Below are 12,549 nucleotides of genomic sequence, written 5' to 3'. Positions count from 1 at the left end.
CCATGCGTGCTGCACAAGCCATCGCTTCCACCCGCCGTCGCGCCCTGGTGCTGACCGGCGGCGCCGCCCTCGTCGCGGGCGCCATGCCGCGCCTGGCGCGCGCCCAGGGCGAGGACATCGTCATCGGCGGGTCCATCCCCATGACCGGTGTGTTCGCGTTCGCCGGCATCGGCATCAACGCCGGCATCGCCGACTACGTGAAGATGGTCAACGACGCAGGCGGCATCAAGGGCCGCAAGCTGCGCTACGTGCCCGAAGACACGGGCTACAAGGTCGATGTGTCGGTGGCGGCCTTCAAGAAGATCACCAGCCAGAACAAGGTCAACCTGTACTACGGCGACTCCACCGGTTTTGCCAAGACCATCAACGGCGAGCTGGACCGCAGCGGCCAGATGCTGATGGCCGGCGCCTCCTTCGCCAGCGAGCTGAACAACCCGGCCAAGTACCCCCACCAGTTCCTCGTGGGGCCGGACTACACGGAGATGTTCGGCATCCTGCTGAACCACATCGCCAAGGAGAAGCCGGGCGCCAAGGTGGCCTTCGTCTACAGCGATTCGGAATTCGGCCGCGACCCGATCGAGGCCAGCGAGGCCACGGCCAAGAAGCTGGGCCTGTCGGTGCCCGTGAAGATCATGACGCCGGCCGGCAGCGTGGACGTGTCGACCGAGGTGATCAAGCTGCGCCGCGCCGCGCCCGACTACACCATCTTCCACGGCTACATCCTCGCGCCCATCCCCGAGTTCATCCAGCAGGGCAAGCAGCAGGGCATGACCAGCAAGTGGATGGGCACCTTCTGGACCATGGACAGCTCCACCGTCATGAAGATGGGGGAGGCCGGCGACGGCTTCATGGGCGTGATGCCGTTCCGCTACTACTACGACACCGAGAAGGCGCCGATGCTGGAGAAGATCCGCGCGCTGCGGCCCGAGTACCAGAGCACGGCCTACATCCAGGGCTTCTTGACGGCCATGCTGTTCGCCGAGGCCGCCAAGCGCACGCTGGACGCGGGCAAGCCGCTGGACGGCAAGAACCTGAAGGCCGCGCTAAACACCATCAAGGACTTCGACACGGGCGGCATCATCGGCACGCCGATCACGATCTCGGGCAATTCGATTCCGGTCGGGCGCGTGTACCGCGCTGACATGAAGGCGCAGAAGATGGTCGCAGCCTCCGACTGGATCAAGCTCTGACCGTATGAGCGCAGCCGCCGGCGCGATCCTCGAAGTCAACAACATCGAGGTGGTCTACAACAAGGTCGTGCAGGTGCTGCGCGGCCTGTCGCTGGCCGTGCCGCGCGGGCAGATCGTGGCGCTCTTGGGCAGCAACGGGGCAGGCAAGTCGACCACGCTCAAGGCCATCTGCGGCCTGCTGCCCATGGAAGACGGCGAGCTGCAGGCCGGGCAGATCCGCTTCGACGGCGCGGCCACCGACGCGCAGCCCGCGCACCAGCTGGTGCGCCGGGGCCTGGCCCATGTGATGGAGGGCCGGCGCGTGTTCGAAGACCTCACAGTGGAAGAGAACCTGGTGGCCGCCACCTACGCTTTGAGCGGCCGCAAGGCCGCGCCCAAGGACTTCGACGCGGTCTACACCTACTTCCCCCGGCTGCACGAGCGCCGCAAGGGCCTGGCCGGCTACCTCTCGGGCGGCGAGCAGCAGATGCTGGCCATCGGCCGCGCGCTGGTGGCCGACCCGCAACTGATCCTGCTGGACGAGCCTTCGCTGGGCTTGAGCCCCATGCTGGTGGAGGAGATCTTCACCATCATCGCGCGCATCAACGCCGAGCGCGGCGTGTCGATGCTGCTGGTGGAACAGAACGCCAGCGTGGCGCTGGCCGTGGCCGACTTCGGCTACATCATGGAGAGCGGCCGCATCGTGATCGACGGCAGCGCCGAGCGGCTGGCGGCCGACCCCGACGTGCGCGAGTTCTACCTGGGCGTGGGCGGCAGCGGCGAGAGCCGCAGCTTCAAGGACCTCAAGCACTACAAGCGCCGCAAGCGCTGGTTGTCATGACCACGCCTGAACTGCCGCACAAGACCCTGCCCCAGATGCTGCGCGAGCAGGCGCAGCGCCAGGGCGCGCGCGTGGCCATCCGGCAGAAGGACTTCGGCATCTGGCAGCCCATCAGCTGGGCCGACTACCTGCGCCGCGCCAGCCACGTGGGCCTGGGCCTGGCGTCGCTGGGCCTGCCCACGGGCGGCCACCTGGGCGTGATCTCCGAGAACCGCGTGGAATGGGTGCTGGCGCAGATGGGCGCGGGCCTGGTCGGCGCGGTGACGGTGGGCGTGTACCCCACCAGCCCCAGCAACGAGGTGGCCTACGTAGTGGGCCATGCCGACGTGGAGGTGGTGGTCTGCGAAGACCAGGAGCAGCTGGACAAGATCCTCGACGCGCAGGCGCAGCTGCCGCGCCTGCAGCGCATCGTGGTGGTGGAGACCAAGGGCCTGGCCAGCTACCCGCCCGCCGTGCGCGAACGCATCGTCTCGTTCGCCGAGCTGGAGCGCCTGGGCGCCGACGTGGAGGCGCGCAAGGGCCTGGGCCGCATCGACGCGGCGCTGGCCGCGCAGACGCTGGACGACATCGGCCTGATGATCTACACATCCGGCTCCACCGGCGCGCCCAAGGGCGCCATGCTGTCGTGGCGCAACATCCGCGGCGTGGTGCCCGGCATCGTCGACCGGCTGGGCCTTACCGGCGCCACCACGCACCTGTCGTACCTGCCGCTGTGCCATGTGGCCGAGCAGATGCTGAGCTGCTTCGTGCCGCTGTACCTGGGCTCGCAGGTGCACTTCGGCGAATCCATCCGCACCGTGCAGGAAGACCTGCGCGAGGTGGCGCCCAGCATGTTCCTGGGCGTGCCGCGCATCTGGGAGAAGCTGCACGCGGCCATCAGCATCAAGATGCAGGAAGCCGGCCCGCTGCAGCGCGCGCTGTACGCGCGCGCCATGGCCGCCGGTGCGCCGCTGGCCGAAAAGCCGCGCAGCCAGTGGACGCTGGCCGAGCGGGCGCGCTTCGCGCTGGCCTACTGGACCGTGCTGCGCGCGCTGCAGAACTTCATCGGCCTGCGCGCGGCGAAGGTGGCGCTGACGGGCGCGGCGCCCATCCCGCCCGACGTGGTGCGTTTCTTCCGCACGCTGGGCGTGCCGCTGGTGGAGGTCTACGGCCTCACCGAATCCAGCGGCATGGTGACGGGCCAGGCCGTGAACCAGCTGCGCACCGGCACCGTGGGCCCGCCCACGCTGGGGGTGGAGGCTCGCATCGGCGAACAGGGCGAACTGCAGATCCGCGGCGACATGGTGTTCGCGGGCTACTACAAGAGCCCCGAGGCCACGGCCGCCGCGGTGCAGGACGGCTGGCTGCACACGGGCGACGTGGTGCAGCAGGACGCCGACGGCCACATCCGCATCGTCGACCGGCTCAAGGACATCATGATCACGGCCGGCGGCAAGAACCTGACCCCGTCGGAGATCGAGAACCAGATGAAGGGCAGCCCCTTCATCAAGGAATGCATCGTGGTGGCCGACGGCCGCAAGTTCGTGGCCGCGCTGGTGCAGATCGACTACGAGACCGTGGGCAAGTGGGCCGAGGCCCAGCGCCTGGCCTTCACGCACTTTCGCTCGCTGGTGGAGTTGCCACAGGTGCGGGATCTGGTGCAGGCCGAGATCGACCGCGGGAATGGTCGGCTGGCGCAGGTGGCGCAGATCCGGCGCTTTCACCTCCTGACCAAGGAGCTGGACCACGACGATGGGGAGGTGACGGCGACGATGAAGGTGCGCAGGGCAAGTGTTTACAAGGCGTATGCGGGGGAGATTGAGGGGATGTTTGGGGGGTGAGGGGCAATTCCGCCCGCAGCCGGCTGATCTCCATCTGCTCGGCACTCACAACCTTGCTGTCGGCCCCTGTGAGCTTGCCCTGGCGTTCAGCCTTAACCAAGTTGAACAACGTCTGCTCCACCACGCCCAGCGTGCGCGCTGCCGCTGCGATGCTCTGTCCGCCTGTCACCAGGCGCACGGCTTCCTGCTTGAATTCCAGCGTGTAGCGCGCCCGCACTGCCTTGCTCATTTCCGATCTCCTTGCTTGCATTGAAACACCCAGCAAGGGATACGTTTTCCGGGGGCAAGGTCATCCAGGCGCAGGGGCGCACCACCATCCTGAAGATCAACTACCGCAACACGCGCCAGATCCTGCAGACAGCCAGCTTGATCGCCGCCGAGCTGCTGAGCCCGGACGAGAAGGACGAGGACGGCATTCCGCTGGTGCAGCCCGTCTCGTGTGGGCGCGAGGGCGCGGAGCCGGTGTTCATCCGCCTGCCCACCTTGCGGGATGAGGCGCACCGCATCGCCGATCTGCTCGGCAGCCTGCATGACGGCGAAGGACACGCCTGGAGCGACATGGCCATCGTCTGCCGCGACTACGCGGTCATGGACGTCTTGACAGATGAATGGGTGCAATTGGATGCCCAAATGGGGTTTCGACCTCGACGCATGACGCCGCTGGGACCCGCAATATTGGGTGTAATTGGGTTTAGGATTGGTAAAAATGATCGCCACCCACTCCATCCAGATCACCCCGGAACTGCTCCAACTCATCGCCGGCATCGACGAGTTCAAGGGTGCGTGGCGCGCGCTCGGCACACTGGCGCCAGACCGGCTTTCTGCCCTGCGCCGCGTCGCCACCATCGAAAGCATTGGCTCGTCCACGCGCATTGAGGGCAGCAAGCTGACGGACCGGGAGGTCGAGCGGCTGTTGTCCGGCCTCCAGATCAAGTCCTTCACAACCCGCGACGAGCAGGAGGTGGCCGGCTATGCGGAGGTCATGGAGCTGGTGTTCTCCTCCTGGCAGGACATTGCGCTGACCGAGAACCACGTCAAGCAGCTGCACCGCGACCTGCTCACTTACAGCGAGAAGGACGGCTGGCACCGTGGCAACTACAAGACGTCCACGAACAGCGTCGTTGCCTTCGACGAGGACGGCAAACAACTGGGCGTGGTGTTCGAAACCGCAACACCATTCGACACGCCACGTCTGATGGCCGAACTCGTGGCCTGGTTCACCGAAGAGCGCGCCGCCGCACGCCTGCACCCTCTTCTGCTGATCGGCATCTGGGTGGTGGTGTTCCTGGAGATCCACCCGTTCCAGGACGGCAATGGGCGCCTGAGCCGGGTGCTGACCACCTTGCTGTTGCTGCAATCTGGGTACGCCTATGTGCCCTACAGCTCGCTCGAAAGCGTGGTTGAGCTGAGCAAGGAAGCCTACTACCTGGCGCTGCGGCAAACGCAGGGCAGCATCCGCACCGATTCGCCGAACTGGCAGCCGTGGCTCACCTTCTTCTTGCGCGCGTTGGCAGAGCAGGTGCGGCGGCTGAACCGCAAGGTGGAGCGCGAGAAGATCGTGCTGGCCGCACTGCCCGATCTCTCGCTGCAGATCGTCGAGTTCGCGCGCGAGCACGGGCGCATCACCATGGGCGACGCGATCCGTCTGACCGGCGGCAACCGCAACACGCTCAAGCAGCACCTGCGCGCCTTGGTAGAACGCGGGCATCTGGCACAGCGTGGCGCAGGGCGCGGGGTCTGGTATGAGTTTGCTTCGCCAGCGGCTGCCTCGGGCCGCTGAACACTGCGTCTTGGGGTCAGGTCTTGCGTGTTGCCCCATCGATCACTAGTCGCAATCAAGTCTTCGCGTCCCGCCCAGCCGATGGGCATCAGTTGCCCTTCCGCTTCTTGGCCAGCCATTGCGACTCCTTGGCGGTCAGACGGTAACGCTGCTTGCTGCTGCGCGGCATGTCGGGCAGATTCATCTCGACCATCCCCACTGGCATGGCGGACAGCAGTTAAGCCTTGCGGAAGTGCTCGGCATTCTTCAGCGCGAGGGCGTCCTGCAGTTGCTGGTGGCCAACTGAGCAGATTTTGCAGACAGCGTCTGCACAATTGGCGCCACCCCGAATTTCGCAGACAGCGTCTGCGACATCCCCCCAACGAACTGGCAACACACCTTCTGGCAGTTCGCACGATCTCGCCGCGCTGGCGCACGGCCGGGCCCCATAACGAAAAAACCGCCCGAAGGCGGTCTCGTCACGGAGCGTTCGAAGCCGCTCAGACTTCGCCGCCCAGCTGCTGGCCGTGGCGCACGGCGTACACGGCTTCGGCGCGGACGGCGTCACGCGACAGGGTGCTCTTCGCGCTGGCCACGGCACCCACGTCGGCGCCTTCGCCCAGTTCGGGCAGCGCATCGTTGCGCTGGGCTTGCAGGTAGTCCGCACGCACGGCTTCGCGGGTCAGGTTGCTCTTGACGCTGCTCACGGGGGGCACGTAGCCGACTTCACCGCTGATGTTGTCGCCAGCGAAGCTGGGGGCGGCAGCGAAACCGGCGGCGGCGATCAGGGCGGAGGCGATGAACTTGTTCATGATGGATTCCTTGTCGATTGACGGTTGCGATTTCTCATGTCGGCGGGGCCGGACCTTCCGTCCCCGTCCTCGATGAGCCGTCGTCTTGCGTGCGTCTCATCGATGGGTTGAATTGTGGAAGCCGCACCCCGAAAGAAAAACCGGGCACCGGGCAAAGGAGCGTTTCCGCGCACGGAACAATCGACGCACGAACGCGCGCAGATCGCTTGATCCGCCGCCCTAGCGGCGGGCCTGGCGCAGCAGCTTCTTCTCGCGCTTGAGCCGCGACTGCACGACGAGGCGCAGCAGCACCATGCCGCCGAGCAGTGCCATCTGGGGCAGCAGCGCCCGCGCGGCATGGGCCGCCTGCGCCGACACCGCCGCGGGCATGCCGGCCTGCGGCGCCGCAGTGGCCGGCGCTGCGGGGCCGGGCTCCGTCGTCTTGCGCGCATCGGCAGCTGTCAGCTGGATGGGCGTGGCCGGTGCGCGGTCGCGGGCCGAGCCATGCGTGTGGGCGTAGACCTTGGTGAACTCTGCGCCGAGCAGGAAGATCTGCGCAGCGTAGTAGACCCAGGCCAGCAGGATCACCAGCGCGCCGGCGCCGGCGAAGGAGTTCGCCAGCGCGCTCTTGCCCAGGTACAGCCCGATCAGCAGCTTGCCGACCTCGAACAGCAGCGCGGTGACGATGGCGCCGACCCAGACGTCGTGCCAGGCCACCTTGGCCGTGGGCATGAGCTTGAAGATCATCGCGAACAGCACGGTGGTGACGGCCACAGCCAGCACCGTGTTGAGCAGCTGCAGCAGGGCCTCCTGGCCCGGCAGCAGGCCGCCGATGAAGCTGCCGAAGGCCGCCAGGCCCGCGCTGATGGCCAGCGAGACCATGAGCAGGAAGGCGAGGCCGAGGATCAGCCCCAGCGAGAACAGCCTGGCCCGCAGCAGGCTCCAGATGCCGCTGGGCTTGCGGGACTCGGGCACATGCCAGATGCGGTCCAGCGCCGACTGCAGTTCGCTGAACACGCTGGTGGCGCCCACCAGCAGCACGGCGATGCTGGCCAGCGAAGCCCACAGGCCGCCGTCGCTGACGGTCGCGCTTTCGACCATGCCCTCGATGGCCTGCGCCGTCTCCGGCCCCATCAGTGCGGCCAGTTGGCCCGAGATCTGGCCGCGCACCGCCTCGGCCCCGAACGCGAGGCCGGCCACGGCGATCACCAGCACCAGCAGCGGCGCCAGCGAAAACAGGGTGTAGTAGGAAATGGCCGCACCCATGCTGGGTGCGTAGTCGTCCGACCAGGCCACGACGGCCTCCTTGGCGAGCTTGATCCAGTTGCCGATGTTCACGGGGTGCCTGCCATGTCGAAGAGAAGTGCCGCCAGTCTGGTGCGCACGCGGCGACGCCGCTGTCGGTGCCGGGGCTGCGGCCATGTCAGCCAGGCCAGACTGCCTCCCGCGCGCCGCAGGCCGGCAACGGTGCCAGCATGCAGCCTGCGGGCCGACCGGCGACATCGGCCGACAGACGCTGGCGCCGGGCCGCGCTACACATCGGGCCCATGTCCGCAAGCAGCAACATCCCCGCCCGCCTGGACCACCTGCCCTGGTCGCGCTGGCACTGGCGCGTGGTGCTGGCGCTGGGCATTGCCTGGGTGCTCGACGGATTGGAAGTGACCATCGTCGGCTCCTTCGGCAGCATGCTGGAGCGGCCCGACACGCTGGCGCTGACGGCCACGCAGGTGGGCTGGGCCGGCTCGCTCTATGTGGGCGGCACGGTGGCGGGTGCGCTGGTGTTCGGCCGCATGGCCGACCGGCTGGGGCGCAAGAAGCTGTTCCTGATCACGCTGGCCGTGTACATGCTGGCGACCATGGCCACCGCGTTCTCGCCCGGCTTTGCCATGTTCGCGGTGTGCCGCTTCCTGACGGGCGTGGGCATCGGCGGCGAGTACGCGGCCATCAACTCGGCCATCGACGAACTGGTGCCGGCGCGCGTGCGCGGACGGGTGAGCCTGGCCATCAACGGCAGCTTCTGGATCGGTGCCGGCCTCGGCGCAGCCCTGAGCCTGGTGCTGCTGGACACGCGCTGGCTGGCCGTGGACCTGGGCTGGCGGCTGGGCTTTCTGCTGGGGGCCGTGCTGTCTGTGGCGGTGCTGGTGGTGCGGCGCCACGTGCCCGAGAGCCCGCGCTGGCTGATGGCCCACGGCCGTGCGCACGAGGCCGAGGCGATCGTCTCGGCCATCGAGGCCGAGGTGCGCAGCGAGCGGCCCGGCTGGCAGCCCGCAGCGCCGGCCGACACCGGCCCGCAGTTCGCCCGCACGGCGCTGCCGGGATTCCGCCAGGTGGCCTGGGTGCTGCTGCACCACTACCGCCAGCGCAGCGCGGTGGTGCTGGCGCTGATGGTCTCGCAGGCCTTCTTCTACAACGCCATCTTCTTCACCTATGCGCTGGTGCTCACCCGCTTCTATGCGGTGGAGCCGGCCAGCGTGGGCCTGTACATCCTGCCGTTCGCCGCGGGCAACGTGCTGGGGCCGCTGCTGCTGGGGCCGCTGTTCGACCGCATCGGGCGGCGTTTCATGATCGCGCTGACCTATGGGCTGTCGGGCCTCGGCCTGCTGCTGACCGGCCTGGGCTTTCTGCACGGCGTGCTGGACGCGACCACGCAGACGCTGGCCTGGTCGGCCGTGTTCTTCCTGGCCTCGGCCGCCGCCAGCTCGGCGTACCTCACCGTCAGCGAGGTGTTCCCGCTGGAGATGCGCGCGATGGCGATCGCGATCTTCTTCGCGGTGGGCGCGGGCATCGGCGGCTTTGCGGCGCCCGCGCTGTTCGGCGCGCTGATCGAGACTGGCAGCCGGGCCAACGTGTTCGTGGGCTATGCCGTCGGCGCGGCGCTGGTGGTGGTGGCGGCCGGCATCGCCTGGCGCTGGGGCGTCGACGCCGAGGGGCGTTCGCTGGAAGACATCGCGCCGCCCCTGGGCAGCGCACCGCAGCGGCCGCCCCCCCGTTGATCGGCCAGCGGCAGCGCGCTGGGCCTACGCGCGAAGCGGCGCGGCCCTGACGTGGGCGCGGCGGGCGCGCCGCACACTGTTCCCTTTGCACGAGCGGGAGCGCACGATGGAACCGATGAAGCCGATGAAGCCGATGGAACCGATGAAGCCCATGCAACCCATGGCACCGATGCAGCCCATGCAGTCCGACAACGGTTGGTGGCCCGAGGGCCTCTCCAATCCTTCTTCCACCGGCGCACAGAACGACCTGCAGTACGCGTTCTTCCAGCAGCAACGCCGCCTGGTCATCCGCCAGGGCGGCGCGGTGCAGCAGTACGACACGGGCGAGCTGGCGATCTCGGGCGTGGGCCAAAGCCAGAGCGGCGCGGGTGCGGGCGCCAACCCGGTGTTCTCGACCGCGCAGGGCGAGGTCGCCTTGTCCAGCCTGCGCAAGGTCGGCTGAGGCCGGCGCTCAGACCGGCGCAGGTGGCAGCGGCTCCAGCCGCTGCAGGGGCAGGCGCACGGTGAACTCGGAGCCCTTGGCCTGGCCGGCGCTGCGCGCCGCAACGGTGCCACCGTGCAGCTCGACGATCTGGCGCACCAGGCCCAGTCCCACGCCGAGCCCGCCGGGCGCCATCCTCCTGGCGCCGGCATCCTGCGTGAAGAATTCAAAGATGCGCGGCAGCATGTCGGCACCGATGCCGATGCCGCTGTCTTCCACGCGGATCACCACCTCGTTGACCTCTTCGCCGGCCTTCAGGAACACCGTGCCGCCCGAGGGCGTGTACTTGAGCGCATTGCCCAGCAGGTTCAGCACCACCTGGGTCAGCCGGCGGCGGTCGGCCTGCAGCGTGATCGGCGCCTCCTGGAACACCGCCAGCACCTCGATGCCCTTGGCGAGCGCATTGGGCTGCAGGTCCTGCAGCGCATCGGACAGCAACTGCTGCACGTGCACGGGCTCCAACGCCAGCTCGAAGCCGTCGTGGTGGGCACGCGCCAGATCCATCAGGTCGTCGGCCAGGCCCTTCAGCACCGCGATCTGCCGCTGGATGACCTGGATCGCCTGCGCGGACGCGGGCGCGGTCTCGCGCGTGCCCATCAGGTGCACGGCCATGGACAGTGGCGCCAGCGGGTTGCGCAGCTCATGCCCCAGCGTGTGCAGGAACAGCTGCGCGCGCTGCAGGCGCTCCTGCAGGGTGTCGCGCTCCTGTTCGAGATGCTCGATCTTCGTGCGCAGGTCGGTCCGGTCGCGCATCACCTTGACGAAGCCGAGCAAACTGCCGTCCTCTGCCTTGACGGCCGTCATCGTGCCCGTGACCCACACGCGGCTGTCGTCCCGGCGCACATGCCAGCGGTCGTCCTCGGCATGGCCCTTGGTGCGCGCCACCTCGAGTTCATAGAGGTCGATCTTGCGGTCGCGGTCCTCCGGCGTGAAGATCACCGAGATCGACTGGCCCGCCGCCTCCTCGGCCGACCAGCCCAGCAGCACTTCACATGCGCGCGACCAGCCGCGCACGATGCCCGCCGCGTCCATCACGATGAAGGCATCGCCGGACGGGCTGGCGTGGTAGGTGGCCAGCAGCGTGCTGGCAAATGGCGGATCGGCGCCGCTGATGTGCATCGACCCATTCTGAGGCCGCACCGCGCGCAGCGGGGTAGGCGCCCAGCCCTGTTACACCTTGCCGTGCGCGCCCACTGCCAACGCGGCCCTCACAATCGCGCATTCCGGGAGGGACGCCGCCATGAGAGTTCCGTTCGCGCAACTGCACGCGCCGCTGTTCGCGGTGGCGGTGTTCGGCACGCTGTGCCTCTCGCGGCTGCTCGCGCTGGTCATCCCGACGGACTTCTATTTCACGTTCCAGTCGCTGTTCTCCGACCGCAGCCCGCAGAACCTGCTGTGGTCGGCGCTGGGCAAGTCGGCAGCGCCCCTCGTGGTGGGCCTGGCCGTGGGGCTCTGGTGCACGCTGCACTGGCGCGCGGGCGCCGGCCGGCCCGGCGGTCCCCGGCCCGGCTTCGTGCGTCGCGTGCGTGGCCAGTTCGGCCCCACGTTGTTCGCGGCGGGCTTCTTCGCGGCCTTCCTGTCGGCCTGGCCGGCCATGGTCTATTGGGACCTGATGGCGAACCCCGCCGTGGCCCATTTGAAGCCCGTGTTCTTCGGCCTCTATGTGCTGTACATGCTGGGCTTCGGCTATGTGAGCCTGCTCGGCCTGCTGCTGGCCATCTACCTGCACGAGCATTGGCAGGGCGGCCCGCCCGGCACGGCGTCGGTGTCGATGAAGGAGCTGTCGCGGGTCGGCGCCCTGTGGCTGTTCAACTCGGGCCTGGCCGCGAGCGCCATGAAGCTCCTGACGGGCTGACCCCATGGCACGCGCCCACGAACCCGCCCCCCTGAGCGCCGATGGCCGGCGCGCCTTGCGCGTGCCGCTGGTGCTGGGCGCGCTGGCGCTGGCGGCCACGCTGTGCGTGCCGGTGGCGCAGTACCTGGACCTGTCCGCACCCGAGGACGCAGGGCAGCGGTCCCTGCCGGTGCTGGTGCAAGGCCTGGAAGCACAGGGCCGCATTGCGGAGGAGCCCGACGCAGACCGAGTGGCCGACACCCGCAACCTGGTGGCGGCCAACATCCTGCTGCGCTCGGGCTACCTCACGCGCGCCAGCGTGCAGGCCGATCCGGTCACGAAGCGGCCGCTGTATTCGCTCTCGATCCAGCCCGAGATCCAGGCTTGCGCCAGCGTTCCGCCGGACAGCCCGACCAAGCCGCCCCTGCCCTTCCACCAGGCCAGCGACCTGGCCATCGCCGCCGTGGCGGTGGAGAAGTTCAACCGCCATGCGGTCCACCGCGCGCTGGAGTGGGCACTCGCCCGCTCCGTGCTGGCCCTCACGGGAAGGCTGCCGGAGCTGTCGCTCGGCCCGGCGCAGATCCGGCCGGCCACGGTGCGGCGCCTGGTCGCGGCCGGAATCGGCGGCGCGCAGTGGCGCCCGCTCGGCCAGGACGAGCATGCGCTGGCGCAGGCCCTTGGCGACGAATGCCAGGCGCTGGCCCTGGCCACGGCCATCCTGGCCACCCAGGCCTGCACGGACTGCACTGACCCGGCCGCGCACGCGCTGCAGGTCTATGGCGGCCAGCGGCCGCGGACCGAGGCCGTGGTCGATTACGTGCCCATCGTGCGGACCATGGCCGCCATGTGGCAGTGACAGCT

At 68.6% G+C, this 12,549-nt stretch carries 12 protein-coding genes and 2 pseudogenes; 9 read left to right on the top strand and 5 right to left on the bottom strand.

The window, feature by feature from the left end; all coding sequences use genetic code 11:
• Nucleotides 1–2: 2 nt before the first annotated feature.
• The 3 genes from ACSQ4M_RS05950 to ACSQ4M_RS05940 are packed head-to-tail and all read left to right on the top strand — an operon-like array spanning nt 3 to nt 3,830.
• Nucleotides 3–1,190 carry an ABC transporter substrate-binding protein gene (locus tag ACSQ4M_RS05950; RefSeq protein ID WP_436188674.1) on the top strand — a complete coding sequence of 396 codons (1,188 nt, stop codon included), beginning with the start codon at nt 3–5 and terminating at the stop codon, nt 1,188–1,190.
• A gap of 4 nt (nt 1,191–1,194) precedes the next feature.
• Nucleotides 1,195–2,010, top strand: a complete 816-nt coding sequence (locus ACSQ4M_RS05945; RefSeq protein ID WP_436188673.1) for an ABC transporter ATP-binding protein — start codon at nt 1,195–1,197, stop codon at nt 2,008–2,010.
• Nucleotides 2,007–3,830, top strand: a complete 1,824-nt coding sequence (locus tag ACSQ4M_RS05940) for an AMP-dependent synthetase/ligase (protein ID WP_436188672.1) — start codon at nt 2,007–2,009, stop codon at nt 3,828–3,830. Before ACSQ4M_RS05945 ends, ACSQ4M_RS05940 begins: the two co-directional genes overlap by 4 nt.
• Before the next feature lie 4 nt (nt 3,831–3,834).
• Here ACSQ4M_RS05940 and ACSQ4M_RS05935 read toward each other — a convergent pair.
• Nucleotides 3,835–4,059: pseudogene (locus tag ACSQ4M_RS05935) on the bottom strand (transposase); the annotation flags it as partial.
• A gap of 62 nt (nt 4,060–4,121) precedes the next feature.
• On the opposite strand from ACSQ4M_RS05935, the pseudogene ACSQ4M_RS05930 reads away from it, so the two are divergent.
• Nucleotides 4,122–4,427 (top strand): annotated as a pseudogene (locus tag ACSQ4M_RS05930) (3'-5' exonuclease); the annotation flags it as partial.
• A gap of 109 nt (nt 4,428–4,536) precedes the next feature.
• Nucleotides 4,537–5,610, top strand: a complete 1,074-nt coding sequence (locus tag ACSQ4M_RS05925) for a Fic family protein (RefSeq protein ID WP_436188671.1) — start codon at nt 4,537–4,539, stop codon at nt 5,608–5,610.
• An 88-nt stretch (nt 5,611–5,698) separates the two neighbouring features.
• Here the strand turns inward: ACSQ4M_RS05925 and ACSQ4M_RS05920 are convergent, their stop codons facing one another.
• The 3 genes from ACSQ4M_RS05920 to ACSQ4M_RS05910 form a co-directional block, all read right to left on the bottom strand.
• A complete protein-coding gene (locus ACSQ4M_RS05920; RefSeq protein WP_436188670.1) occupies nt 5,699–5,815 on the bottom strand; it encodes a Fic family protein in 117 nt (38 codons plus the stop codon).
• A 274-nt stretch (nt 5,816–6,089) separates the two neighbouring features.
• Complete coding sequence (locus ACSQ4M_RS05915; RefSeq protein ID WP_436188669.1) at nt 6,090–6,401, bottom strand: DUF4148 domain-containing protein; 312 nt, start codon at nt 6,399–6,401, stop codon at nt 6,090–6,092.
• 219 nt (nt 6,402–6,620) lie between these two features.
• A complete protein-coding gene (locus ACSQ4M_RS05910) occupies nt 6,621–7,718 on the bottom strand; it encodes a YihY/virulence factor BrkB family protein (protein WP_436188668.1) in 1,098 nt (365 codons plus the stop codon).
• A 209-nt stretch (nt 7,719–7,927) separates the two neighbouring features.
• On the opposite strand from ACSQ4M_RS05910, the gene ACSQ4M_RS05905 reads away from it, so the two are divergent.
• Nucleotides 7,928–9,373, top strand: coding sequence for an MFS transporter (locus ACSQ4M_RS05905; RefSeq protein WP_436188667.1), 1,446 nt, complete (start codon nt 7,928–7,930; stop codon nt 9,371–9,373).
• Between the two features lie 106 nt (nt 9,374–9,479).
• On the top strand, nt 9,480–9,815 hold the full coding sequence (locus ACSQ4M_RS05900; RefSeq protein ID WP_436188666.1) for a hypothetical protein: 336 nt from the start codon (nt 9,480–9,482) through the stop codon (nt 9,813–9,815).
• 9 nt (nt 9,816–9,824) lie between these two features.
• Here ACSQ4M_RS05900 and ACSQ4M_RS05895 read toward each other — a convergent pair whose 3' ends face one another.
• The gene (locus ACSQ4M_RS05895; RefSeq protein WP_436188665.1) at nt 9,825–10,973 is read right to left on the bottom strand and encodes a PAS domain-containing sensor histidine kinase; all 1,149 of its coding nucleotides are present in this window, start codon (nt 10,971–10,973) and stop codon (nt 9,825–9,827) included.
• 121 nt (nt 10,974–11,094) lie between these two features.
• On the opposite strand from ACSQ4M_RS05895, the gene ACSQ4M_RS05890 reads away from it, so the two are divergent.
• Nucleotides 11,095–11,709, top strand: a complete 615-nt coding sequence (locus tag ACSQ4M_RS05890; protein WP_436188664.1) for a hypothetical protein — start codon at nt 11,095–11,097, stop codon at nt 11,707–11,709.
• Nucleotides 11,710–11,713: 4 nt separating this feature from the next.
• Complete coding sequence (locus ACSQ4M_RS05885) at nt 11,714–12,544, top strand: hypothetical protein (protein ID WP_436188663.1); 831 nt, start codon at nt 11,714–11,716, stop codon at nt 12,542–12,544.
• The last annotated feature ends 5 nt before the right edge of the window (nt 12,545–12,549 follow it).

Source organism: Pseudorhodoferax sp. LjRoot39 (genome assembly GCF_964253035.1).
Lineage (GTDB): Bacteria > Pseudomonadota > Gammaproteobacteria > Burkholderiales > Burkholderiaceae_C > Pseudorhodoferax.
The sequence above is the reverse complement of the archived record's forward strand: the minus strand, read 5'-3'. Positions and strand labels throughout refer to the sequence as shown.

Excerpts from the sequence above, each read along its gene's own strand:
- ACSQ4M_RS05900 (WP_436188666.1), top strand. The coding sequence starts at position 9,480 with ATGGAACCGATGAAGCCGATGAAGCCGATGGAACCGATGAAGCCCATG.
- ACSQ4M_RS05950 (WP_436188674.1), top strand. The coding sequence starts at position 3 with ATGCGTGCTGCACAAGCCATCGCTTCCACCCGCCGTCGCGCCCTGGTG.
- ACSQ4M_RS05945 (WP_436188673.1), top strand. The coding sequence starts at position 1,195 with ATGAGCGCAGCCGCCGGCGCGATCCTCGAAGTCAACAACATCGAGGTG.
- ACSQ4M_RS05885 (WP_436188663.1), top strand. The coding sequence starts at position 11,714 with ATGGCACGCGCCCACGAACCCGCCCCCCTGAGCGCCGATGGCCGGCGC.
- ACSQ4M_RS05920 (WP_436188670.1), bottom strand. The coding sequence starts at position 5,815 with ATGCCAGTGGGGATGGTCGAGATGAATCTGCCCGACATGCCGCGCAGC.
- ACSQ4M_RS05925 (WP_436188671.1), top strand. The coding sequence starts at position 4,537 with ATGATCGCCACCCACTCCATCCAGATCACCCCGGAACTGCTCCAACTC.
- ACSQ4M_RS05915 (WP_436188669.1), bottom strand. The coding sequence starts at position 6,401 with ATGAACAAGTTCATCGCCTCCGCCCTGATCGCCGCCGCCGGTTTCGCT.
- ACSQ4M_RS05895 (WP_436188665.1), bottom strand. The coding sequence starts at position 10,973 with ATGCACATCAGCGGCGCCGATCCGCCATTTGCCAGCACGCTGCTGGCC.
- ACSQ4M_RS05940 (WP_436188672.1), top strand. The coding sequence starts at position 2,007 with ATGACCACGCCTGAACTGCCGCACAAGACCCTGCCCCAGATGCTGCGC.
- ACSQ4M_RS05905 (WP_436188667.1), top strand. The coding sequence starts at position 7,928 with ATGTCCGCAAGCAGCAACATCCCCGCCCGCCTGGACCACCTGCCCTGG.
- ACSQ4M_RS05890 (WP_436188664.1), top strand. The coding sequence starts at position 11,095 with ATGAGAGTTCCGTTCGCGCAACTGCACGCGCCGCTGTTCGCGGTGGCG.